Source organism: Vibrio sp. 1-2 (7-a) (assembly GCF_013048515.1).
Taxonomy (GTDB): Bacteria; Pseudomonadota; Gammaproteobacteria; order Enterobacterales; family Vibrionaceae; genus Vibrio; species Vibrio diabolicus.
The window spans coordinates 101,992-124,591 of sequence record NZ_VHSQ01000009.1 but is presented as its reverse complement, the minus strand read 5'-3'; the positions used below and the strand labels follow the sequence as shown (position 1 = coordinate 124,591).

23 protein-coding genes and 1 tRNA gene are annotated in these 22,600 nt (G+C 45.6%); 18 read left to right on the top strand and 6 right to left on the bottom strand.

Annotated features, from left to right (window positions below; all coding sequences use genetic code 11):
- Positions 1-396 precede the first annotated feature (396 nt).
- From chiP to FKN08_RS18635, 4 genes are all read left to right on the top strand, one after another.
- Positions 397-1,518: a chitoporin gene (gene chiP / locus FKN08_RS18650; protein WP_006743034.1), complete on the top strand. Its 1,122-nt coding sequence runs from the start codon at positions 397-399 to the stop codon at positions 1,516-1,518.
- Positions 1,519-1,643: 125 nt separating this feature from the next.
- On the top strand, positions 1,644-2,237 hold the full coding sequence (locus tag FKN08_RS18645; protein ID WP_170892681.1) for a DUF2057 domain-containing protein: 594 nt from the start codon (positions 1,644-1,646) through the stop codon (positions 2,235-2,237).
- 178 nt (positions 2,238-2,415) lie between these two features.
- Positions 2,416-3,843 (top strand): glutamate--tRNA ligase, encoded by a 1,428-nt coding sequence (gltX, locus tag FKN08_RS18640; RefSeq protein WP_170892680.1) that lies wholly within the window; start codon positions 2,416-2,418, stop codon positions 3,841-3,843.
- 639 nt (positions 3,844-4,482) lie between these two features.
- Positions 4,483-5,445 (top strand): OmpA family protein, encoded by a 963-nt coding sequence (locus tag FKN08_RS18635; RefSeq protein ID WP_170892679.1) that lies wholly within the window; start codon positions 4,483-4,485, stop codon positions 5,443-5,445.
- A gap of 113 nt (positions 5,446-5,558) precedes the next feature.
- Here the strand turns inward: FKN08_RS18635 and FKN08_RS18630 are convergent, their stop codons facing one another.
- From FKN08_RS18630 to FKN08_RS18620, 3 genes are all read right to left on the bottom strand, one after another.
- Complete coding sequence (locus tag FKN08_RS18630; protein ID WP_031780328.1) at positions 5,559-6,065, bottom strand: hypothetical protein; 507 nt, start codon at positions 6,063-6,065, stop codon at positions 5,559-5,561.
- A 277-nt stretch (positions 6,066-6,342) separates the two neighbouring features.
- Positions 6,343-6,419, bottom strand: a tRNA-Arg gene (locus tag FKN08_RS18625).
- A 177-nt stretch (positions 6,420-6,596) separates the two neighbouring features.
- The gene (locus FKN08_RS18620) at positions 6,597-7,730 is read right to left on the bottom strand and encodes a flagellar assembly protein FlgT (RefSeq protein WP_048626114.1); all 1,134 of its coding nucleotides are present in this window, start codon (positions 7,728-7,730) and stop codon (positions 6,597-6,599) included.
- 169 nt (positions 7,731-7,899) lie between these two features.
- Between FKN08_RS18620 and FKN08_RS18615 the strand changes: the two genes are divergently transcribed.
- Both FKN08_RS18615 and flgP read left to right on the top strand, forming a co-directional pair.
- Positions 7,900-8,538, top strand: coding sequence for a FlgO family outer membrane protein (locus tag FKN08_RS18615; RefSeq protein ID WP_005382013.1), 639 nt, complete (start codon positions 7,900-7,902; stop codon positions 8,536-8,538).
- 9 nt (positions 8,539-8,547) lie between these two features.
- Positions 8,548-8,979: a flagellar assembly lipoprotein FlgP gene (gene flgP, locus FKN08_RS18610; protein ID WP_047009552.1), complete on the top strand. Its 432-nt coding sequence runs from the start codon at positions 8,548-8,550 to the stop codon at positions 8,977-8,979.
- 114 nt (positions 8,980-9,093) lie between these two features.
- On the opposite strand, the gene flgN is transcribed toward flgP, so the two are convergent.
- The 3 genes from flgN to flgA form a co-directional block, all read right to left on the bottom strand.
- Complete coding sequence (gene flgN / locus FKN08_RS18605; RefSeq protein WP_046874280.1) at positions 9,094-9,519, bottom strand: flagellar export chaperone FlgN; 426 nt, start codon at positions 9,517-9,519, stop codon at positions 9,094-9,096.
- A 27-nt stretch (positions 9,520-9,546) separates the two neighbouring features.
- Entirely contained in the window at positions 9,547-9,861 is a 315-nt protein-coding gene (gene flgM / locus FKN08_RS18600; protein WP_005382018.1) for a flagellar biosynthesis anti-sigma factor FlgM, read from the bottom strand.
- A gap of 116 nt (positions 9,862-9,977) precedes the next feature.
- Positions 9,978-10,724 carry a flagellar basal body P-ring formation chaperone FlgA gene (flgA, locus tag FKN08_RS18595; RefSeq protein ID WP_005393139.1) on the bottom strand — a complete coding sequence of 249 codons (747 nt, stop codon included), beginning with the start codon at positions 10,722-10,724 and terminating at the stop codon, positions 9,978-9,980.
- Between the two features lie 76 nt (positions 10,725-10,800).
- On the opposite strand from flgA, the gene FKN08_RS18590 reads away from it, so the two are divergent.
- The 12 genes from FKN08_RS18590 to flgK all read left to right on the top strand — a co-directional run bounded on the left by FKN08_RS18590 (position 10,801) and on the right by flgK (position 22,591).
- On the top strand, positions 10,801-11,727 hold the full coding sequence (locus FKN08_RS18590) for a chemotaxis protein CheV (protein ID WP_005382022.1): 927 nt from the start codon (positions 10,801-10,803) through the stop codon (positions 11,725-11,727).
- An 11-nt stretch (positions 11,728-11,738) separates the two neighbouring features.
- Positions 11,739-12,566, top strand: coding sequence for a protein-glutamate O-methyltransferase (locus FKN08_RS18585; protein ID WP_005382024.1), 828 nt, complete (start codon positions 11,739-11,741; stop codon positions 12,564-12,566).
- Positions 12,567-12,872: 306 nt separating this feature from the next.
- Positions 12,873-13,268, top strand: coding sequence for a flagellar basal body rod protein FlgB (gene flgB, locus FKN08_RS18580; protein WP_005382026.1), 396 nt, complete (start codon positions 12,873-12,875; stop codon positions 13,266-13,268).
- A gap of 5 nt (positions 13,269-13,273) precedes the next feature.
- The gene (flgC, locus tag FKN08_RS18575; protein ID WP_005393132.1) at positions 13,274-13,687 is read left to right on the top strand and encodes a flagellar basal body rod protein FlgC; all 414 of its coding nucleotides are present in this window, start codon (positions 13,274-13,276) and stop codon (positions 13,685-13,687) included.
- A gap of 17 nt (positions 13,688-13,704) precedes the next feature.
- Positions 13,705-14,415 carry a flagellar hook assembly protein FlgD gene (gene flgD, locus FKN08_RS18570; RefSeq protein ID WP_005393125.1) on the top strand — a complete coding sequence of 237 codons (711 nt, stop codon included), beginning with the start codon at positions 13,705-13,707 and terminating at the stop codon, positions 14,413-14,415.
- Between the two features lie 30 nt (positions 14,416-14,445).
- A complete protein-coding gene (flgE, locus tag FKN08_RS18565; protein ID WP_005393123.1) occupies positions 14,446-15,759 on the top strand; it encodes a flagellar hook protein FlgE in 1,314 nt (437 codons plus the stop codon).
- Between the two features lie 289 nt (positions 15,760-16,048).
- Positions 16,049-16,798 carry a flagellar basal-body rod protein FlgF gene (gene flgF, locus FKN08_RS18560; RefSeq protein WP_005382031.1) on the top strand — a complete coding sequence of 250 codons (750 nt, stop codon included), beginning with the start codon at positions 16,049-16,051 and terminating at the stop codon, positions 16,796-16,798.
- Positions 16,799-16,816: 18 nt separating this feature from the next.
- Positions 16,817-17,605: a flagellar basal-body rod protein FlgG gene (gene flgG / locus FKN08_RS18555; RefSeq protein WP_005382032.1), complete on the top strand. Its 789-nt coding sequence runs from the start codon at positions 16,817-16,819 to the stop codon at positions 17,603-17,605.
- Between the two features lie 30 nt (positions 17,606-17,635).
- Entirely contained in the window at positions 17,636-18,415 is a 780-nt protein-coding gene (gene flgH, locus FKN08_RS18550) for a flagellar basal body L-ring protein FlgH (protein ID WP_006743029.1), read from the top strand.
- A 43-nt stretch (positions 18,416-18,458) separates the two neighbouring features.
- The gene (locus tag FKN08_RS18545) at positions 18,459-19,550 is read left to right on the top strand and encodes a flagellar basal body P-ring protein FlgI (protein ID WP_145532375.1); all 1,092 of its coding nucleotides are present in this window, start codon (positions 18,459-18,461) and stop codon (positions 19,548-19,550) included.
- Positions 19,551-19,566: 16 nt separating this feature from the next.
- Positions 19,567-20,493, top strand: a complete 927-nt coding sequence (gene flgJ / locus FKN08_RS18540; protein WP_046874278.1) for a flagellar assembly peptidoglycan hydrolase FlgJ — start codon at positions 19,567-19,569, stop codon at positions 20,491-20,493.
- Between the two features lie 157 nt (positions 20,494-20,650).
- A complete protein-coding gene (gene flgK, locus FKN08_RS18535; protein WP_170892678.1) occupies positions 20,651-22,591 on the top strand; it encodes a flagellar hook-associated protein FlgK in 1,941 nt (646 codons plus the stop codon).
- Positions 22,592-22,600 lie beyond the last annotated feature (9 nt).

The window sequence follows — 22,600 nt, the reverse complement described above, 5'->3', positions numbered from 1 at the left end:
ATTTCGTCAAAATCGCTTGAATCACACAAGTTCACTGCCATTTTACTTGCGAGTGATCTCAAGGTTTTTTCTCTCTGAATATAAAGTTCCGTTAAAACACCTAAAAGATGAATGAAGTCGCTCACGCTTTTGAGATGCTCTCAATGTCAGTTCAGTGTCAAAAAGTGCTTTTAACGTTTTTGATTTTTTATATTTAAATTTAAGTTTTTGATTTTTAATTGATTATATTATTTTTGATCTTCTCATTTTGAAGTCGCTCAGATTGCTGTAGGGAAAGTTTTTTAGTGCGAAAAAAGTTTGTCATATTTGCCCCGTCCAAACATTGTTTCAAGTTCCTGCCATGTCCTAGTTAGCGAATTTGAAAATGGAAAAAACTAAAAAATATAGGGGTTAAAAATGTCTTACCTAAAGAAAAGCCTACTTGCTACGGCAATCACAGGCATGATGTTCAGTGGTGCTGCATTTGCTGATGGTGCAAACAGTGACGCAGCAAAAGAGTTCCTAACCAAAGATTCATTCTCTTATGAAGTTTACGGGATCATCGCGATGCAGGCCGCGTACCGCGATTACGATTCTGGCAACAAAGCAACGGATGATGATCTAGGTGGCATGCAGCTAAACAACGAATCTCGCATCGGTTTCCGCGGTAAAAAACAATTTGCTAACTTCGGTCCTACTTTTATTTGGCAAATCGAAGGTGGTTACGTTGACCCTAGCTTTGGCGGCGAGGGTGCAGGTCTTGGTGAACGTGACACATTCGTCGGTTTTGAAAGTGCATCTTGGGGTCAAGTTCGTTTAGGTCGAGTATTAACACCGATGTACGAATTGGTTGACTGGCCTGCATCTAACCCAGGTCTCGGTGATGTTTACGACTGGGGTGGTGCAATCGGTGGTGCTAAGTATCAAGACCGTCAATCAAACACCATTCGTTGGGACTCGCCAATGTATGCGGATAAATTCTCTCTAGATATTGCGGCTGGTGCAGGTGACAAAGCGGGTCTGGGTGAAGGTGATGACTACTGGGGTGGTATCGCAGCGCACTACAAAATTGGTCCAATTCAGTTAGATGCCGCATACGAGGGTAACCGTAACATTAAGATGGAAGGCCAAACGTGGGAGAACAACACATACTTGGTGGGTGCTCAAGGCTGGTTTGATAACGGTATTTCTTTCTTCGCGCAATACAAATACATGGAAGCTGACGCAAGCAACGGCGTGAGTGAGAAGCAAGACGCAATGTCTGCCGCTATCATGTACACCACAGGTGATTGGCAATACAAACTGGCTTACGCAGCGAACTTTGATCTAGAGCGTGATGGTAAGACAATTAACGATACAGCAGACGATGTACTATCTGCACAAGTTATGTACTTCGTAGACCCATCGGCAGTGCTTTACGTACGTGCTCGTACTCTAGACTTTGGCGACGGTGCATATCAACTGGATAAACCAACAGAAGCGCGTTGGAAATCTGCGGACTACGATGAGTTCTCTGTGGGTGTTGAATACTACTTCTAATAAAGAAGCAGCTAAAAGGGCGGAAACGCCCTTTTTGTCTTGATACTGATTCAAATAAGCCTTTGGAATGACTGGCCTGTAAGTTTCAGAGGCTTATCTAAATTGGTATAAAGTGAGAAACCACGATGAAAAAAACAACGACACTTCTCGGACTTTGCGCAATGCTTTCTGCGCCTGCTTTTGCTGCTCAACTGACTCTGCAAGCTGAACTGGTTCCTCGCGTTCTCAACGGTGAGTTCGTGTACCCTGAGTGGATTTCCAAAAATAACAGCATCGAGCTGAAGGACGGGGAAAATCAGTTGGCGGTGACGGTTGGACAAATTGTCTTTGAAGATGGCAAGCGCCGTAAGTTCGATTCGCAGCCACTGGTATTAGAGTTTGAAGCAGAAAAAGACGCCGAGCTATCGCTGACTTACAAAGCGTTCCGTACCATCGAAGAAGCGAACGCTTTTGAACTCGATCCGAAAGTGGTATTGAAAGACAAACACGGAAAAGAAGTGGAATTCTCTATGGTTCAACTTCGTAAAGGTGGCTTGCAAGGTTTTCGTGATTACGAGCGAGAAGTGGCTGACTATAACAATGCAATGAACAAAGAATCGACCAAGGCAAGCATTGCGTCTTCTCCGGCGGAAACCAAAACAATCAAAGCATCGTTTAATGAGTTAAGCCGTGAAGAGCAGCAAGAATTTATGCAATGGGCGATGCGTAACCTGAAGTAATTTCGTTCTGCACTTTAACAGTAAATAGGAGGGCAGTACCTTTATTGGTGCTGCCCTGTTTGTATTTCTGGTGTCAAACCGATTGTAGAATTGACTTACGGTGGTAAAATGTCGCCACTTTTATCCTTGACATTACAACGAGAGATCTCTCGTTGCTCATTACCCCTAAGGAACTCAAATGACGGTTAAAACTCGTTTTGCTCCTAGCCCAACTGGCTATCTACACGTTGGTGGTGCGCGTACTGCACTTTACTCTTGGCTATACGCTAAAAACCAAGGTGGTGAATTCGTTCTACGTATCGAAGATACAGACCTTGAGCGTAACTCTCAGGAAGCGGTTGATGCAATTCTTGAAGGCATGGAATGGCTAGGCTTGGAGTGGGATGAAGGTCCTTACTACCAAACTCAACGTTTTGACCGTTACAACGAAATGGTTGATAAGCTTCTTGCTGAAGACAAAGCTTACAAATGTTACGCGTCTAAAGAGCTGCTAGATGAAATCCGTGCAGAGCAAGAAGCAAATAAAGAAATGCCTCGCTACGATGCTAACCATCCAAAAATCAAAGCAGCAAACGAAGTGGCAAAAGATGGCGATCCATGTGTTATCCGTTTCCGTAACCCGAAAGAAGGCAGCGTAGTATTTGATGATCAAATCCGTGGTCGCATTGAAATCCGCAACGATCAAATGGATGACCTAATCATTCGTCGTACTGACGGTTCACCTACTTACAACTTCTGTGTAGTAGTGGATGACTGGGACATGGGTATCACTCACGTTGTTCGTGGCGAAGACCACATCAACAACACGCCTCGTCAGATCAACATCTACGAAGCACTAGGTGCGCCAGTACCAACATTTGCACACTGTGCAATGATCTTGGGTGATGACGGTGCGAAACTGTCGAAACGTCACGGCGCTGTATCGGTCATGCAATACCGCGATATGGGTTACCTACCTGCGGCACTAAACAACTACTTAGTGCGTCTAGGTTGGTCTCATGGCGACCAAGAAATCTTCTCTCAAGAAGAGATGATCAACCTGTTCAGCCTAAACGCAGTATCTAAGTCAGCGTCTGCTTTCAACACGGATAAACTGCAATGGTTGAACAACCACTACATCAAGAACTCAGATCCTGCGTACGTTGCAGAGCACCTACAATGGCACCTAGATCAACAAAAACTAGACGTAACGAATGGTCCTGCTATCACTGACGTGATCAAGCTAGTGGGTGAGCGTTGCAACACGCTGGTTGAGCTAGCTGAGCAAATCCGTTACTTCTACGAAGATTTCTCTGAGTTTGAAGCGGGCGCAGCGAAGAAACACTTACGCGGTGTGGCTAAAGAGCCTCTAGAGCTTGCTCTAGCGAAAGCTGAAGCACTGACCGAGTGGACAACAGCAAACATCAAAGATGGCGTTATCGCAGCAGTCTGTGAAGAGCTAGAAATTGGCATGGGCAAAATCGGTATGCCATTACGTGTTGCTGTAACAGGCGGCGGTCAATCTCCTTCTGTCGATGCAGTAATGGAACTGGTTGGCAAAGAGCGTTGTGTTGCTCGTATTAAGATGGCGCTTGAGTTCATTGCTGAGCGTGAAGCAAACGCATAATTGCTTTGAACTAAAGGTTCTTTTGAATAAATAGTCACAAAGCCGCGGTAAACACCCGCGGCTTTTTTGTATCTGAATCCTAGATAATGAGAAACCTTCTCATATGTCGGTGAAGGATGTGGTATTTAGGACCGTAATTCACCTAGGTATGGATAAGATTTTTTAATCCAAATATCGTTGGCATGAATAAAAAACGAGCGATTATATATCAAATATCTGATTGATTTTTATCCACCTTCCTTAAAGTTCCATTTTTGTTGTCTCATTTTTAAGAAAAAACTTTGCTTAAGTTGTAGTGTTCCAGAAAGTAAAGCAAACGTTTGCTTCGTGATTGTGTGGGGATTTTTTTGCTTAAGATCACATGTTGTTGAGATTTTTGATGACAATAAATTGACAGAATTGGGATTTTTCTCGCGATTTCTTAGCGTTATAGTTCACCCCGTCAGTGATACCGAGATGGCGATATGTATCACTGAACAGGAAATGTACGTAAGTAGCTTCCATAAAAAAATGCATGTGCATAAAAAGAAGCTGACTAAGTATCTCACTCAAGGAATGAATAAAAAGAATTGAAATACAACGTCAGTCAGACGGCGCATTTCGGCATCTAACAAAAGAACTTCTTTAGAGGAATCAATAATGAAAAAATTAGCAGCGGTAATTTCAGCGTCTCTACTTATGGCTTCAGCAGCACAAGCAGAAGTATACGTTGGTGGTAAGATGGGTAAGTCATGGATGGAAGACGCGTGTGTAGCGGGCCAGGCTTGTGACAAAGACGACTCTACTCTTGGCGCTTTTGTTGGTTACGAAATGAATAAATACTTCGCAGTAGAAGCAGGTTTCGACAACATCGGTGATTTTAACCAAACTACTTTCGGTGGCCATGTAGAAGCAATCACTCTTGCACCTAAATTCAGCCTACCAATCACTGAAGACATCGCACTTTACGGTAAAGTGGGTGGCGCTTACGTAATGTTTGATGGCAAAGATGATTACTCTTACCTAGGCGCAGCTGGCCTTGAGTTCAACCTAAGCCAAAACGTAACTGCTCGTGCGGAATACCAAACTCTGACTGATATCAGCAACGATGTAACTCGTGCGACAGGTAACACAGCAACACTGGGTGTTTCTTTCAAATTCGGTGGCAACGATGAGCCAGTAATCGTAGAAGAGCCAGTTGTTGTTGAAGAAGTGGTTGTAGAAGAAGTGGTAGAAGAGCCAGTAGTCGTAACGAAAACATTCGAAACTCAAACAATCGGCACTGGTAGCTTCGATCTAAACAGCACAACTCTAAAACCAGAGAGCGCTGCAAAACTTGATAACCTGGTTGCTTTCCTAAACGAGCACCCACAAGCGAACGTTGAAGTTGTAGGTTACACAGATACTTCTGGCCCAGCAGCTTACAACCTAAAAGTTTCTGAGAAACGCGCTGAATCTGTAGCTAACGCACTCGTTGAAAAAGGCATTGATTCATCACGTATTCAAGCGCGTGGCGAAGGTGAAAACAACCCAATCGCTTCAAACGACACTCGTGAAGGTCGTCAGCAAAACCGTCGCGTAGAAATCGTTGTTCCAGAATTTGAATACCAAGTTCAGCAATAAGCTTCTATCCGACCGTAGTATAGAAGACTGAAGCTGAAAGCCCCAAAGAGTTCGCTCTTTGGGGCTTTTTCATTTCTATTTGAAACGAACTGAAAAGCTAAAAACGGTAAACATCACTTGAGGTCAATGCTGTTTAAGCGCCCCATGAACGTTAGGATTTCCAAGTTGTCTTTATGTGCTTCTAGCAACGCTTTTTTGGTTTGCATGTAGGCGGCAAGCTTGCCGTATTTACTAATAGAGCGAACCACCGTTTTGTATTTGTAGTCACCGTCGTCATTGAACTCTCGCCACTTAGCGATGTAACACGTATCTCGGTTATCTGGGTTTTCAAGAGTGGGGTTAGGTTTGTGAACAATTTTTGGCTCAACGCTGTGTGGAAGTCTGGTCATGAGGTAAGGATCCTTCAAAAGACGTCGCCAAAATTTGCCCCACATTTGCCGGCCTAATTCGTTTCTCAGCTTAATGGCTTTTTGTAAGCCTTTCTTTTCTCCAATACGAACAAACCCAACCGAGCGGTGCAGTACCGTGTCCTCGGGGGTATGGATATGAATCTTAAAGGCAGTCTTGCCTTTAGAAATAAAGCGGTGTCCAGTGTTAGTTATTAAATTGCTCTTAGACATAGTGCTAACTAATAATTTTATTAATAGCTAAAAGGGTAAGCAAAACTCATAGATAATTAAAGTAATAAAATACAAAACTGTAAATAGGGCTTGTTGAAATGATTTCAAGGGGAAGAGGTCGGAACAGTAAAAGGTTTTATCTCGTCGAGTAAAGGAGCGAGGCGATCATATTGATTACTGAGGAAATTGTTTCACACGTTACTTGCAAACGCTCTGTGAAGCTCGAAATAGTGGATACAAAAAAGCCTTAGCTCAAGTGGGAACTAAGGCTATGATATGGCGCCCCCAGTAGGATTCGAACCTACGACCTGTCCCTTAGGAGGGGACTGCGCTATCCAGCTGTGCCATGGGGGCGTAATACCAATAGTTGCAGTTCATTGAACCGTTTTACTGAATGCAAACCTAGCAACTTTGTTTAGGTCTTTATCAGCATCACTTTGAACGACTCACTACGGTCATTGGTATAATCAAATAAGATGCGCTGCCTATGATATTCAAAAGTGAGCATATCTCAAGACTTAATGTTTGCTTTTATAGGATCTTGTTCATTACGTCGCCAATTTGAACACTAGAGGCTAAATTTGGCTGATCAATCGTAAGCTCGGCTTCGTGTTCGTATATACGTGATACCGTCAATGTAATTTCACTTTGCGATACTTTGTTTCTTGGTAGTCCGTTTTGGTCGATAAATGATGCGGTGTGCCAAAGCTGCAATTTGTCTCCCTCTTTTACGCCATGCATACGGCCGAGATCCATCGTTACGGTATTGCCGAAGACAGCAACGACCTCTGGCAGCGTAATTTTGCAAGACAGCTCTGACTCTAGATCCAGCATTATATTGCGACTAACGCGTAGCATCATCTCGCCATAGGTAGACGCCCAAAAGCGCGCACTGCGAGTATCTACTTGGCTCGTTTTGGCAAATGGCCAACGCGCCACTTCACGGTAGGCTTTGTTGAAGACTTCATGGCCAGTTTTACCATCAAATACTTTCATCTCTAATGCAAACTGACGATTGATGATGTCATCTTGCAGTAGTTGAGATTCGACCGTTGCAGTGAGATCGGTAATGACTCCCCCAATGATGTATTGTGCGCCGTTGTCTTGTGCAATCATTTGAGTACGAGCAGGATAGTTACTGCTAATTGAATAGTCCGTTGTACCCACAGATACAAAGCTGCGAGAGGTTTGATCCAGCTGGCGATTCACCACGCGGCTAAAATCGTCACCCACTTGGTAAATCTGTCCCATCACCGCTTGTTGTGGTGAGGCAACCTCAATATTGCCGACAAGGATCGTCTTTTTGTATTGATCGGTGTGGCAACCCGTTGCCGATGGATAAATATCGACGCGAATTTTTACCTCGACTTTACCTCGACGTTTACGCTCAGACTCGACCAAAATGTAACGGACTTCATGGTTGGTAAACTGGTACTCGTTACGGCTTTCTTCTAGTAGCGGCATCAAATTGCTAATACTGCCAATATCTGCGCCCGAAAAATTGACGGCTTTGAACAGCGCGTCTTCCAACGCATGGAGCCTTGCCGTCTCTTCTGAAGAAACGATAGTGGCAACGCCTGTTACTTCATACCAAGATGCCATTACTTTAAAAGGCACAAGCATCACTAAAGTGATTGAAAACAGACTGTTTAATATTTTTTTCATTGATTACAACCGTTCGGGTATAAATATTGCTTTAACAATTTCAGTGAAGTTTGGTGGATTTTTCTTCGTTAGGCAAACAAAGAAAAGCAAAGACTGTTCCAATATTCACTTTCTTAGAAAGGAATTAATCAAGAACGGTATCACCTAAGATTATCTGGAGAATCAAACCATGAAAAAGTGGCTTGTCGCCGCATCGATGATGACGCTTCTGACATCGTGCGCGTACTCACCGATTTACAATGGTAAAGAACCGTACTCGGGAAGCCAGTTCATGCTGATGGATAGTCCACGTCATACGATGGACTTTTTCATTGAAAGCATGACCGAAGACCTGATGGTTTCTAATGTGGCGGTATCTGCGCGGACACCGATTGCGATTACCTCGTTTGTTGATCTACAAAATATGGATGCAACAAACTGGTTAGGCAACTCGGTCTCGGAAGGTTTTATCCATCAGTTCCAGCGCCGAGGGTTTAAAGTGGTTGATTTCAAAACTACGGGCTCTATCCAAGTGACGCAGCAGGGCGATTTTGCTTTAAGCCGTGATTGGCAAGATCTGGCGCAAGAGCAACAAATTCAGTATGTACTGACCGGCACGATGCTTCGCCAAGAGGGCGGGGTGTTGGTCAATGCACGTGTGGTCGGTATGCAGAGCCGTGTGGTTGTAGCAACGGCGCAGGGTTTCCTTCCGGCTGACCGTATTGGTCGTGACTTAGATACGTTAAACAGTATCCGTACGCAAGATGGCGTGTTGATTCGCTCAGACCCAACCATTCGTCAGCCGTACACTGTGATTCTGCGTCCATAGGATAGAAGCATGAAGAAGTTATTATTTATTATTGCCACACTGGTATTGGTGGGGTGTCAGCCACTACAACAGATGCGTCAAGATGAAATCTTAGTGGCAGTGGGTTATGCGAGTGTCAGTGAGCAAACAGGCCGCACAGTAGAAGAAAAGCGCGTACGAGCAATGCGCGCATCAAAAATTGATGCATACCGTGAACTGGCAGAACAAGTGTATGGTATGCGTGTTAGTGGACGTGCAGAACTGCAAGACCAGCGTTTAGGTATTGAGAGCACTACAGGTGCGGTTGATGGTGTGATTCGCGGTGCAGAAGTTGTGCGTAGTTATCTTGTTGAGGACAGTTACGTGACAGAGTTGCGTCTTGATATTCGTAAAATGGATAAGCTACGTGATTACGGAGAAGTTCAACAGGTGCCTGAGAAGCGTCAACAAACCTTGTTCTAATGCACTAAGCGCATTACTTCAGAAGACCAGATAATCTTTCCAGCGGCTGATTGGCAACAATGAGTCGCTTTTTTATCTCTACATTCTAGAGATGGTGTGGGGTAGGAGTGACGTTTAGGCTTTTATATTGGTGCCAAGTGTCGAAATTGTGTGGGTTTTGCCACCAGCATTGTAGGTCATGCCCACTTTGCCATGAGTTCGCTGAAGCATGTTATTGAGTTTATTGAAACTCAGCTGTGCGCGACTAAGCGATTCACCATTTACTTTGTTGACTTGTTGACAGTCGAGGACGATCGATTGGATTTGAGCAACAACCTGACTTAGGTGCTCATCTTCAGTAAGTTGATTGACGTGCGGGTGAGAGGCGATTCGCTGATCAGTTGTTCTAAGCTGATCAATGAGTGTCATCTTCTGTTTGGCAATACTCTCAATCTCGGTAGAGACACGCGCAGTTATCGCTTGTGTTTCTTGACGCAAAACAGCAGAAAGTGCCTTAGCATTTTCTAGTTGGAAATTGACGAGATCGACTAATGCTGCCATAAAATACTTACCTTCGGCCTAAGTCAGTTAGCTTTTGCCTTGCAATTCGTTTTCAAACTTAATCATGTTGTCAGCCAATTTTTCAGGATCGACTTTGTATGAACCGTTTGTGATTGCTTCTTTGATTGCCGCGACTTTGGCGCTGTCATAGGCCGGAGAAGCTGCCATATCTTTTTGGAGTTTGCTAACGGCTTTGCTTTGCTGGCTGAGTGATACAGCGTCTTGTTGTGCGGGTGCTTTTTTCGATTCAGTCGTGCTGGTAGCATTGGAATCGTTACGCGCAGGTGCACGACTTGTCGTCGTCATCATTTGCCCTGAACGTATATTATCTATACCTGCCATGTTTAACCTTTGCCTTGTATCGTAATACTGGTATCCAGACTATCGACCAGTGCAAAAATAACTTTAGTCATTTTTTGCATTTTTATTGATCAGTTTAAACACGCTACCAGTGGGTGTTAAAAATTAACAGTGATTTCCGCAATGCCAGTCACTATGCCTTCTATTATACGCTGTGACTTATCATTTTTCACTCTTACTTGATCGCCAGCCGCACCATCTTGCAATGCTGTGCCTTGCGTGGTGATTGTCATGCCAGAATTTACCGCTTTAATTGTGACCTTTTCATTCCGGCAAACGACACAGACATCATTACGTTCAACAACATCACCTAGGCGAACGTTGCGTTTTAGCTTTGCGCCAACCACTTGATCGTAGTTAGAAAAGCCATCTTTGCGAAAGCGCTGCAGCTCGATCATAGAAGTGGTGACATCCGACGCGCTGACGATTTCTCCTCTCCCTAGTGTTCGTGTTGCGACGATCATTGGCACTGATACCGAGATCCGTACAGGCACATAGACTTTCCAGTCATCCGGTGGGCATTCCACTAGAACATTGATGTTGCTTCGAGTACTGCTGGTGGAAGAAGCTGACGTATCCAGGGGCACTGGGCAATCCGTTGCTTTTATTCTCGAGTCGATATCTGCCGCATTAACAGATAGCTCGCCACCATCAGGCTGATCAACTGTAGCAAGAATATGTTGTTCTGCTGCCGTTTTTATTTGCTCGATCTGATTATCTGAAGCTGAATGAACAAAAAAGCTAAACATACTGAGCAAAATGCCGATAGACTTAGCGTACTTTGTAATTAGCGCTCTACATATTGTCATAGTCAATGGTGTCGAAGTGAAAGTGAAATACGCCATACTGTCTCCCTGGTATCGTGCTTGCCAGTGGTAGAGTATCATTTAAAAACAAAAAGTTTGAGATGGAGATGAGCATATGACGGGGATTCTTGACTCGGTGAATCAGCGTACGCAACTCGTCGGTCAGAACCGATTGGAATTATTGACCTTTCGACTGATGGGCCGACAGCGCTACGGCATTAACGTATTCAAAGTGAAAGAAGTACTGCAGTGCCCTAAGCTGACTTCAATGCCAAATCTACACCCGCTGGTAAAAGGTATCGCTCATATCCGCGGCCATACCGTGTCCGTTATTGATTTGAGCCTGGCAATTGGTGGCCGCCCAACCACTGATCTGGATAAATGTTTTGTTGTTATCGCAGAATTTAACCGTACGATCCAAGCATTTTTGGTATCATCGGTTGAGCGTATTATCAATATGCATTGGGAAGCGATTTTGCCACCGCCAGACGGTGCGGGTAAAGCGCACTACTTGACCGCAGTGACAAACATCGACAACGAGCTGGTTGAAATCCTTGACGTTGAAAAAATCCTGGCAGAGATTGCGCCGGTTGATGAAACGATGGATTCTGCTATCGGTGAAGAAATCGCGCAAGCAGAACAAGAAAAGCCTATTGTACGCCGTATATTGATTGCCGATGACTCGACTGTCGCGCGTAAACAGGTAGAGCGTGCGATTACATCAATCGGTTTCGAGGTCGTATCTGTCAAAGATGGCAAAGAAGCGTACAATAAGTTGATTGAAATGGCTCAAGAAGGCAATATCTACGATCAAATTTCGTTGGTTATTTCCGATATTGAAATGCCAGAAATGGACGGCTATACCTTAACGGCTGAAATTCGCAGACATGCCGATTTGAAAGACCTTTATGTTATCCTCCATTCTTCATTAAGTGGTGTATTCAACCAGGCTATGGTTGAGCGTGTAGGTGCCAATACCTTCATTGCGAAATTTAACCCAGATGAATTGGGTAACGCGGTTAAATCTGCATTAACACAATAAAAGAGACATTAATGACTGCTATTACAATCAGTGATCAAGAGTATCGTGACTTTAGCCGTTTTCTAGAATCGCAATGTGGCATCGTGTTAGGTGATAGCAAGCAATACCTTGTGCGTAGCCGACTGAGTCCTTTAGTGACGAAGTTTAAGCTCGCATCGTTATCAGATTTGCTACGTGATGTTGTTACAGGGCGCAATCGTGAATTACGAGTGGCCGCTGTGGACGCGATGACGACTAACGAAACCTTGTGGTTTCGAGATACTTATCCGTTCACAGTTTTAGCTGACAAATTATTGCCAGAAGTAGCGGCAAGCAAGCGCCCAATCAAGATCTGGTCTGCAGCCAGTTCATCGGGCCAAGAGCCGTATTCTATTGCAATGACGATTCTGGAAACGCAACAGCGCAAGCCGGGTTTGTTACCAAACGTGTCTATTACAGCAACAGACATTTCAGCAAGTATGCTCGAGATGTGTCGTGCAGGTGTGTATGACAATTTGGCTCTAGGGCGCGGACTTTCACCAGAACGTCGCCGCACCTTCTTTGAGAATGCGGACGGTGGCCGTATGAAAGTCAAAGACAACGTCAAACGTTTGGTGAACTTTCGTCCACAAAACTTGATGGACAGTTATGCACTGATGGGTAAGTTCGACATTATTTTTTGTCGCAACGTGCTGATTTACTTCTCACCGGAAATGAAATCAAAAGTGCTTAACCAAATGGCGAGCAGCTTAAACCCAGGTGGTTATCTGCTGTTAGGGGCATCAGAGTCGCTAACTGGTCTGACTGATAAATTTGAAATGGTGCGCTGTAATCCGGGTATCATTTACAAGCTTAAATAGCGGTATCTCTTCATTGATAAAAAGCCTGACCTAGTGTCAGGCTTTTTTTGTTTGCTGGTTTCCTGACTTCGAGTGTTTCCACGTTTTCACTTGCTAAATTGAAGCGCGATTTTGCTTTGTTCCCTCATCACGGTGTATCTTTATTAAGTGAACAAAGTGAAACGACATGACATTCCAGTCACTTTGGCTCACTTATTGCTATTCCAATGGGTGATAGCTATTAAGTAGATAGAGCGCTTTATGTTTTTGGCATGCTAATTGCTTTTGGTTATCAATCACGGTCAGTTCTTAATTGTAGAGGCAAACATGGCTATATCTTTTGACAATGCACTAGGCATCCACCAGCACACGGTGGGCGTACGTGAGCGCAATGCTGAGGTGATTTCCACCAACATTGCACAAGCCAACACGCCTGGTTACAAAGCAAGAGGTTTAGACTTTGCGAAGGAATTGCAAGCGGCAACATCTGGGGCAAGCATTGGTCTTAGTCGTACGGATGGTCGGCATATTCCTGCCACTACAACGTTGGTCGGGGACAAGCTATATCGTCTTCCTACGCAGCCTGATACGGGTGATGGCAACACGGTAGACTTGGATTTAGAGCGTAACTTGTTTATGCAAAACCAAATCAGACACCAAGCATCACTCGATTTTCTAGGCAGCAAATTCAAGAACTTAACCAAAGCAATCAAAGGGGAATAATTTAGATGAGCTTATTTAACGTTTTCAATGTGACAGGTTCCGCAATGAGCGCTGAATCCGTTCGTCTGAACACTACCTCAAGCAACTTGGCGAACGCCGACAGTGTCAGCAGCTCTGCGAAAGACACTTATAAAGCGCGCCATGCTGTGTTTGGAGCTGAGTTAAGTAACGCCATGCGTGGCGGTGATACGGTGCCAGTGAAAGTGATGGGCATTGTAGAAAGCGATAAACCGCTGAGTGCGGAGTACAACCCAGACCATCCCCTTGCAAACGAAGAAGGCTACATCTACAAGCCGAACGTGAATGTAATGGAAGAAATGGCGAACATGATTTCAGCTTCTCGCGCATACCAAACCAATGTGCAAGTAGCGGATTCTAGTAAACAAATGCTGCTGCGTACGCTGCAGATGGGTCAATAAGGATAAGGAGGTAGCGTATGGCCGGAATTAACAACGTTGGTCAAAGCGGCTTGTCCTATATCGACCAGCTTAAAAGTCTACAAGAGAGTAACAAGAAGACGGAAGAGAGCACGGGTAAGCAAGACCTAAAACAGGAAGACTTCTTATCATTGCTCACGAAGCAATTGTCTCAACAGGACCCTTTTAAGCCGGTAAGTAATGACCAGATGATTGCGCAAATGGCTTCATTTGCGACCGTTGATGGCATTGGCAAGATGAACACTCAGTTTGAGAGTTTGAACTCGTCAATGACATCAAACCAAGCGTTACAAGCTTCCTCTTTGGTAGGACGTGACGTATTGGTCCCAGGAGCGGCAGGTGTGAAGCAGGACGACGCGCCAATGGCGGCAATGGTTAAGCTTTCACAATCTATCGATAATCTGTTTGTTCGTGTAGAGGATGAAGCTGGCCAACTGGTTCGTACTTTTGAGGTAGGGGCGAAACCAGCCGGCGACACGCGTGTGCTTTGGGACGGTAAAGATGAAAGCGGAAATCCACTGCCTGCTGGCAAATACAAAGTGAAAGCGTCTGGCTTGGTTGAAGGGGAGTCGCAAGAGTTCCCAGTATCGACATATGCCAACGTAAATAGCGTATTGCTCGGCAAAGGTGACGGAAACGTATTACTCAATCTGGCTGGTTTTGAATCGCCAGTTCGACTTGCAGAAGTATTGGAAGTTGGCAAAGCGTAGTCATAGCTCGCTAGATTAGGAGATTTTGGAATGTCATATGTATCTTTAAGCGGTTTGTCCGCCGCCCAACTGGATTTGAACACCACCAGTAACAACATTGCGAACGCCAACACGTACGGCTTTAAAGAGTCCCGTGCTGAGTTTGCTGATGTTTACTCTAACTCTTTATTTACTAACGCAAAAACCACACCGGGTGGGGGTGCGCAAGCAAGCCAAGTGGCGCAGCAGTTCCATGAAGGCTCAAGCATTTACACCAACAACCCAATGGATTTGCGTGTTTCGGGTACAGGTTTCTTCGCCGTGGCGAAGGAGCGTCTGACTCCACAACAGAATGAACTGACACGTAATGGTGCATTCCATTTAAATAAAGAAAACTACATGGTGACCGCGAACGATGAGTTCTTATTAGGTTACCAAGTGGATCCAAGCTCTGGTGAGGTTTCTTCATACGAGCCACAACCTATCAATATTCCTGCTGAATTTGGTAAGCCAAAGCAAACAGCAAACATTGAAGTGGGCGTGAACTTGCCAGCTAACGGCGATTTGAAAGATCCGACTCAGTTTGATTTTTCAGACCCAGATACATACAACCGTTCAACCTCTTCGACTATTTATGACTCGATGGGTCAGTCTTACAAGCTAACGACGTACTACTTGAAAGATCAGACTCAGCCAAACACGTGGAACACTTACTACACCGTGACAGATAAAGAAGGTGAAAAGCCTTTAAATGTTGCGGCAGGTGATGCACAAACGCCAACAGGCCATGTGGGTCATACCATGAAGTTCAACAACGATGGTACGTTGGCGAGCTTGAACAATGGTCAGCCAATTACGTCTGTGGCATTAGGCGATCCAGCGACGAACACGACACCAGTCGATATGAATGGTGCCGATCCTGCGCAGACGCTTAACTTCGGTTTAGGCTCGGCAACACAGTTTGCTGCTCCGTTCGAACTGACCAAGTTCGATGAAGACGGTGCAACAACGGGCTTCCTAACCAAGGTTGACTTCGATGAAAACGGCAGCGTAATGGGGACTTACTCAAACGGTGAAAACGTCACATTGGGTCGTGTCGCGCTAGTACGTGTTCCAAACGAGCAAGGTCTGGATAAGAAGGGCGGTACGCAATGGGATTCAACTCAGTTCTCTGGTGACAAGATTTGGGGTGAATCTAACAAAGGCTCTTTCGGCACCATCAACAACGGTATGCTGGAACAGTCAAACATTGATATGACGCAGGAGCTGGTGGACCTGATTTCTGCTCAGCGTAACTTCCAAGCAAACTCACGTTCGCTAGAAGTGCACAACCAGCTACAACAAAATATCCTGCAGATCCGATAATCTGCATCATCAAGTTAGGCGAGCTTTCGCCGCTTGGCTTGATAACATCATGACATTCATCTGTTGCTTAGCCTGAAAATACCTCAGTTCAGGTTAAGCATGCTTTGATCTCTGATTTGCCGCCGTTGCCGCCATGTGGATCAAAACCTTGCCCCTTGTTGCAGTTTTCTGCCACTGAAACTCCTCTTAATCTTTTGTTTCTGATTTAAATGTTTGATAAATAAGCTCATTTTATGTTGGCATAACTATTGCTTTTACTCCGTGTACAGAGAAGTTTTTGGAGTAATTTATGGATCGCGCACTGTTTCTCGCAATGAGTGGGGCCAAGCAAAATATGCAGGCACTACAATTGCGTGCTAATAACTTGGCTAACGTAAGCACGACAGGGTTTCGTGCGGATTTAGCACAGGCTCGCTCAATGCAGGCTTATGGTGAAGGCCATCCTTCACGTGTGTTCAGCATGACAGAGCGTCCAGGGCATAACTTTGCTCAAGGTAGCGTGATTACAACAGGGCGTGATCTGGATGTGACGATTGAAGGCAGCGGCTGGATTTCGGTACTCGATCACACAGGGAAAGAAGGGTTGACCCGTAACGGCAACCTAAAAGTCGATCAAAATGGCATGCTTACCAACGCAAGTGGCCATTTGGTGCTGGGTGAAAACGATGCGCCGATTACTTTGCCTATTCCTCTCTCCAAAATTGAAATCGGTCGGGATGGCACCATCTCTGTACTTCCTCAAGGTGCCCCGGCAGAAGAATTCCAAGCGGTTGATCGCATTAAGCTTGTTAAGCCTAATGATCAAAGCTTGTTTAAAGACACCAATGGCTTATTTCGCCATAAAACTCCAAACCAACCTTACGAAGCAGACGCGACTGTTAGCCTCCAGACAGGAGCGATTGAAGGCAGTAACGTGAATGCCGTAGGTGAAATGACCGCATTGATTGACTTACAGCGTCAGTTTGAAATGCAAGTCAAGATGATGAGCACTGCTGAAGAGATGGATAAATCTTCAGATTCACTGCTTCGTATGAGTTAACAGAGTTAGAGGTTCACTATGCATCCAGCACTATGGGTAAGTAAAACAGGTCTAGACGCCCAACAAACCAACATTGCCACGATTTCGAACAACTTGGCGAACGCCTCTACTGTGGGCTACAAAAAGAGCCGTGCGGTATTCGAAGATTTGTTCTATCAGAACATCAACCAGCCTGGCGGCCAATCATCTCAGAACACTGAGCTACCGAGTGGCTTGATGCTAGGTGCGGGTTCTAAAGTGGTTGCGACGCAAAAAGTGCACACGCATGGTAATGCGCAGACAACGACCAACGCACTGGACATGATGGTTGAAGGCGACGGCTTCTTCCAAGTGACGTTGCCGGATGGCAACATCGGTTACACCCGTAACGGTCAGTTCACGTTAAATGGTGAAGGCACGTTAGTCACGTCGGGTTCTGGCTACCCTGTAGAACCTGAAATTGTGATTCCAGAAGATGCGATTTCTATCACTGTCGGTACGGATGGTGAAGTATCGGTTCGCGTCCGTGGTCAGCAAGACAACCAAGTCGTTGGTCAGCTAACCATTACAGACTTTGTTAACCCAGGTGGCCTAGAGCCAATTGGCCAGAACCTTTACTTACCAACGGGTGCCAGTGGCGATCCACAAGAAGGTGTTCCTGGTTTGGACGGTTTGGGTGAAATCCGTCAATCCATGCTGGAAGCGTCTAACGTGAATGTAACGGAAGAGTTGGTCAACATGATCGAAGCCCAGCGTGTTTACGAAATGAACTCAAAAGTGATCTCGTCAGTCGATAAGATGATGAGCTTCGTTAACCAGCAGTTATAACGGTTAAGAGCAAGAATTGAGGAGCTCACGATGAAACGTATTTGTCTACTTGCTTTGATTGCCACGATGTCGGGTTGTGCCATGTTAGAGCCGATTGAAACGGATGAAGTGACACAAGCAACGACGGTGGTTGACGCGGTAGAAGGCGATAAATCGAAAGAAGAGAGCAGCGGTATCGTGGATACACTGCGTGGCAGAAGCGATCCGGTTGCGGGTGATCCTGCATGGGCTCCTATTCATCCGAAAAAGAAACCTGAGCATTATGCTGCTGCAACAGGTTCACTGTTTAGCGCCGAGCACATTACCGATCTTTACGACGATTCCAAGCCACGTGGTATTGGCGACATTATTACCGTAACTCTGGATGAGACAACCAGTGCGACGAAAAGCGCCAATGCCGATTTATCGAAAACCAATGAAGCACAAATGGACCCGCTTCAAGTGGGCGGAGAAGAGCTGCAAATTGGCGGAAAATATAATTTCTCTTATGACTTAAACAACTCCAACTCATTTGCAGGTGACTCTTCTGCAAAGCAGAGCAACAGCATCAGTGGTTACATTACTGTTGAGGTGATTGAAGTTCTGGCAAATGGCAACCTCGTTATCCGTGGAGAAAAATGGATGACGCTTAATACGGGTGATGAGTACATACGTTTAAGCGGCACTATTCGTCCGGATGACATTAGTTTCGATAATACTATTGCATCAAACCGCGTTTCTAACGCAAGAATTCAGTACTCTGGCACCGGTGTACAACAAGATATGCAAGAGCCGGGTTTCTTGGCACGATTCTTTAATGTAGCGCTATAACACGCCGTGCTGACGGCAATTTGACTGCAAGAGATAAGTAAGCATGAAAAAACTCCTTTTAATACTGATGAGCGTTGCTCTGTTTGCTACCGCTGCCCAAGCTGCACGTATCAAAGACGTCGCGCAAGTGGCAGGTGTACGAAGCAACCAACTCGTGGGTTATGGTTTGGTTTCAGGCTTACCTGGCACAGGCGAAGCGAACCCGTTTACGGAGCAAAGTTTCGCCGCTATGCTGCAAAACTTCGGCATTCAGATGCCGCCGGGCACAAAGCCAAAAATTAAAAACGTTGCTGCAGTCATGGTAACGGCAGAGTTGCCGCCTTTCTCTAAACCGGGTCAGCAAGTAGACGTGACAGTCTCTTCCATCGGAAGTGCCAAAAGTTTGCGTGGTGGTACGCTACTGCAAACGTTCCTCAAAGGTCTCGATGGTCAAGTTTACGCGGTTGCTCAAGGTAACTTAGTGGTGAGCGGCTTCAGTGCTGAAGGTGCTGACGGTTCAAAAATCGTAGGTAACAATCCAACCGTTGGTCTTATCTCTAGTGGTGCGACAGTAGAGCGAGAAATTCCAAACCCATTTGGTCGTGGTGATTACATCACGTTCAACTTGCTTGAGTCAGACTTCACAACGGCTCAACGTATGGCGGATGCGGTAAACAACTTCCTTGGCCCACAAATGGCGAGTGCAGTAGACGCGACGTCGGTACGTGTACGTGCCCCTCGTGATGTCAGCCAGCGTGTGGCGTTCTTATCGGCAATTGAAAACCTAGAGTTTGACCCAGCAGATGGCGCAGCCAAAATCATCGTTAACTCTCGTACCGGTACCATCGTAGTTGGTAAACATGTTCGCCTTAAACCTGCGGCGGTAACCCATGGCGGAATGACGGTCGCAATCAAAGAAAACCTGAATGTTAGCCAACCTAACGGCTTTTCTGGTGGGCAAACCGTTGTCGTGCCAGACTCGGATATCGAAGTTAGCGAAGAGCAGGGCAAGATGTTTAAGTTCGAGCCAGGCTTAACGTTGGATGATTTGGTCCGTGCAGTGAATCAAGTCGGCGCAGCGCCGTCGGATTTGATGGCTATCTTGCAAGCATTGAAACAAGCTGGTGCCATTGAAGGCCAGTTGATCATCATTTAATGGTTAGGAGGTAGGTATAATGAACAATCCTAACGACATTGGTTTTATTCATGACATCAGTTCGCTGGATACCCTGCGTCAAAAAGCAGTGAAGGAAGGCAAAGATGGCGAGCAAGAAGCACTGCGTGCAGCGGCTCGTCAGTTCGAATCTATTTTCACCTCCATGATGTTGAAATCAATGCGAGAAGCCAATGAGGGCTTTGAGTCCAACATGATGAACAGCCAGAATGAGAAGTTCTACCGACAAATGCTGGATGAGCAGATGGCGAGCGAGCTCAGTTCGTCTGGTTCAATGGGCTTGGCCGATATGATTGTTAAGCAATTAACGGCTGGGCAAGGTAACGACAAGAGTGAAACGGCAATGCGTGATGCGGCAAATAATGCCGTGGAATATCGTCGTGTTGACCCGAAAAAAGCGCGTGAGATTGAACAGCGCTTGATTGAATCTGGTCAGCTATCTCGACCAAGCAATGAACCAACTCGATTCGATTCGCCAGAATCTTTTGTTAACTCGATGAAGCCATACGCGGAGAAAGCCGCGAAAGCCCTAGGTGTCGAGCCATCTCTGCTACTTGCGCAAGCGGCTTTGGAAACCGGGTGGGGACAAAAGGTAGTGAAGAACGCGCGTGGCAGCAGCAACAACTTATTTAACATCAAAGCGGATCGAAGCTGGCAGGGTGACAAAGTGACGACTCAAACGCTAGAGTTCCACGATAATACGCCAGTGAAAGAGACGGCAGCGTTTCGCGCCTACTCAAATTACGAAGACAGCTTTAATGACTTTGTGCGCTTTTTAAATGACAACCCACGTTACGAGACGGCATTGCAACAGCGAGGGAATTCAGAGTCCTTCATTCGCGGCATCCACAGCGCGGGTTACGCGACCGATCCGAATTACGCAGACAAAGTCCTGCAGGTGAAGCAGAAAATCGAAAGTATGTAATTTACTCTTCGCCAGTTCATGTTGCTTTCGAAGGCTTGCCACAGTGCAAGCCTTTACTTTTTCTGAGTATTCACCTCTCTCTTACTTGGCACATCTTTTGCTTTGATGTGTCTAGGTGATCGGTTTTGCCGATTTTATTTCGTTTTTGGGGGCATGTATGGCGTCAGATCTTCTGAATGTAGGTACTCAAAGTGTGCTTACTGCTCAGAGACAATTAAACACCACTGGTCATAACATTTCTAATGTTAATACCGAGGGTTATAGCCGCCAGTCTGTTATCCAAGGTACGAATGATCCGCGCATGTTTGGTGGCTCTACTTACGGCATGGGTGTGCATGTGGAAAATGTTCGCCGCTCGTGGGATCAGTTTGCCGTGAATGAACTGAACTTGTCGTCAACCAACAATGCCAACAAAACGGATACCCAAGACAATCTTGATATGCTCTCTAGCATGTTGAGCTCAGTTGCATCGAAGAAAATTCCAGAGAACTTGAACGAGTGGTTCGATGCGGTCAAAACCATGGCAGATACCCCGAACGATTTGGGGGCACGGAAAGTGGTATTGGAAAAGGCGAAAATCTTCTCTGATACATTAAATGACTTCCATGAAACCGTGCGATTGCAATCTGATGTGACCAATAAAAAATTGGATATGGGTATTGAACGCGTGAACCAACTTGCGTTGGAAATCCGCGATGTGCATCGGTTAATGATGCGCACACCCGGTCCACACAATGATTTGATGGACCAGCATGAAAAGCTGGTTACTGAGTTATCTGAGTACACCAAAGTTACCGTCACCCCACGCAAAAATGCGGAAGGGTTTAATGTTCACATCGGCAATGGACACACACTTGTTTCTGGCACGGAAGCAAGCCAGCTCAAAATGATTGACGGCTATCCTGATGTTCACCAAAGACGCTTAGCAATGGTGGAAGGGGATGGCATTAAAGCGATCAAGTCTGACGACATGGATGGCAAAATCGGTGCCTTGCTTGAAATGCGCGACAAACACATTCCGCAACTTCAGGATGAAATGGGCCGTTTAGCGACGGGCTTTTCCTACAAAATTAATCAGCTGCAATCTCAAGGTCTGGATCTTAACGGTAAGATAGGTAAAGACGTATTTACCGACGTGAACTCTGAGCTGGTGGCAAAATCTCGAGTTTTTGCTGCGCCTGACTCTCAAGCTGATGTTGCGGTTTACATTGATGATATCTCAGCGATCAAAGGTGGTGAATATTCGCTACGTTATGATGGCGACCAGTATAGCGTGACAACACCGAAAGGTGAGCAAATGTCGTTGAACATTGATCGATCAGATTCTTCGTTTGTTCTGGATGGTATGAAAGTGCAAATCGGTGAAGGTCTTGCCGCTGGTGAGCGCGTATTATTGCGCCCAACACGAAGTGGCGCAGCCATCATCAAGATGGAAACCAATGATGCGAAAGCCATTGCCGCGCAAAGTTATGAAGCTTCAACCACTTTTGCTCAAGGTAACGCCAAGTTCAAAATTCGTGAGGCGGGGGATGTCAAAGAGTTTGAGGTCACCGTACAACCAGCCGACGAGAAACATGATAAGCCGTGGTTAAAGATCACGGACAACAAAGGCAGTTTGCTATCGGACAAATACGCATACCCGCTAGACAAAGATAACCCGATGATTGAAATCTCAGTGCCGAAAAGTCATCCGCTGTATAAAAACGGCGATGCAACCGTGTTTGAGTTGAGCGAAGGTGCGCTGATGAATGACAAGTTCACCGCGAACTTGGTGCCTTCGGAAGGTGGTAATGGCAACTTGAGAAAAATGCAGAAGATCCAAACAGATAAGATGATGGACGGAAAATCCAGTACTTTGATTGATGTTTATCACAACCTCAATACCGAAGTCGGATTGAAATCTTCTACAGCAAACCGATTAGCCTCCGTCGCTCGCTTAGAGCATGAGGCGGCACAAGAGCGCGTTGCTTCTATTTCTGGCGTTAACCTCGATGAAGAAGCGGCCAACATGATGAAGTTTCAACAAGCGTACATGGCTTCATCACGTGTGATGCAAGCGGCGAATGATACCTTCAATACCATTTTACAACTGAGGTAAGGAGAAGAG

Excerpts from the sequence above, each read along its gene's own strand:
- flgK (WP_170892678.1), top strand. The coding sequence starts at position 20,651 with ATGGCGTCAGATCTTCTGAATGTAGGTACTCAAAGTGTGCTTACTGCT.
- flgP (WP_047009552.1), top strand. The coding sequence starts at position 8,548 with ATGAAGAAGTTATTATTTATTATTGCCACACTGGTATTGGTGGGGTGT.
- flgA (WP_005393139.1), bottom strand. The coding sequence starts at position 10,724 with ATGGCGTATTTCACTTTCACTTCGACACCATTGACTATGACAATATGT.
- chiP (WP_006743034.1), top strand. The coding sequence starts at position 397 with ATGTCTTACCTAAAGAAAAGCCTACTTGCTACGGCAATCACAGGCATG.
- flgC (WP_005393132.1), top strand. The coding sequence starts at position 13,274 with ATGAGCTTATTTAACGTTTTCAATGTGACAGGTTCCGCAATGAGCGCT.
- flgH (WP_006743029.1), top strand. The coding sequence starts at position 17,636 with ATGAAACGTATTTGTCTACTTGCTTTGATTGCCACGATGTCGGGTTGT.
- flgG (WP_005382032.1), top strand. The coding sequence starts at position 16,817 with ATGCATCCAGCACTATGGGTAAGTAAAACAGGTCTAGACGCCCAACAA.
- flgD (WP_005393125.1), top strand. The coding sequence starts at position 13,705 with ATGGCCGGAATTAACAACGTTGGTCAAAGCGGCTTGTCCTATATCGAC.
- FKN08_RS18615 (WP_005382013.1), top strand. The coding sequence starts at position 7,900 with ATGAAAAAGTGGCTTGTCGCCGCATCGATGATGACGCTTCTGACATCG.
- FKN08_RS18630 (WP_031780328.1), bottom strand. The coding sequence starts at position 6,065 with ATGTCTAAGAGCAATTTAATAACTAACACTGGACACCGCTTTATTTCT.
- FKN08_RS18590 (WP_005382022.1), top strand. The coding sequence starts at position 10,801 with ATGACGGGGATTCTTGACTCGGTGAATCAGCGTACGCAACTCGTCGGT.
- flgF (WP_005382031.1), top strand. The coding sequence starts at position 16,049 with ATGGATCGCGCACTGTTTCTCGCAATGAGTGGGGCCAAGCAAAATATG.
- FKN08_RS18635 (WP_170892679.1), top strand. The coding sequence starts at position 4,483 with ATGAAAAAATTAGCAGCGGTAATTTCAGCGTCTCTACTTATGGCTTCA.
- gltX (WP_170892680.1), top strand. The coding sequence starts at position 2,416 with ATGACGGTTAAAACTCGTTTTGCTCCTAGCCCAACTGGCTATCTACAC.
- FKN08_RS18620 (WP_048626114.1), bottom strand. The coding sequence starts at position 7,730 with ATGAAAAAAATATTAAACAGTCTGTTTTCAATCACTTTAGTGATGCTT.
- FKN08_RS18645 (WP_170892681.1), top strand. The coding sequence starts at position 1,644 with ATGAAAAAAACAACGACACTTCTCGGACTTTGCGCAATGCTTTCTGCG.
- flgN (WP_046874280.1), bottom strand. The coding sequence starts at position 9,519 with ATGGCAGCATTAGTCGATCTCGTCAATTTCCAACTAGAAAATGCTAAG.
- flgM (WP_005382018.1), bottom strand. The coding sequence starts at position 9,861 with ATGGCAGGTATAGATAATATACGTTCAGGGCAAATGATGACGACGACA.
- FKN08_RS18585 (WP_005382024.1), top strand. The coding sequence starts at position 11,739 with ATGACTGCTATTACAATCAGTGATCAAGAGTATCGTGACTTTAGCCGT.
- flgB (WP_005382026.1), top strand. The coding sequence starts at position 12,873 with ATGGCTATATCTTTTGACAATGCACTAGGCATCCACCAGCACACGGTG.
- flgE (WP_005393123.1), top strand. The coding sequence starts at position 14,446 with ATGTCATATGTATCTTTAAGCGGTTTGTCCGCCGCCCAACTGGATTTG.
- FKN08_RS18545 (WP_145532375.1), top strand. The coding sequence starts at position 18,459 with ATGAAAAAACTCCTTTTAATACTGATGAGCGTTGCTCTGTTTGCTACC.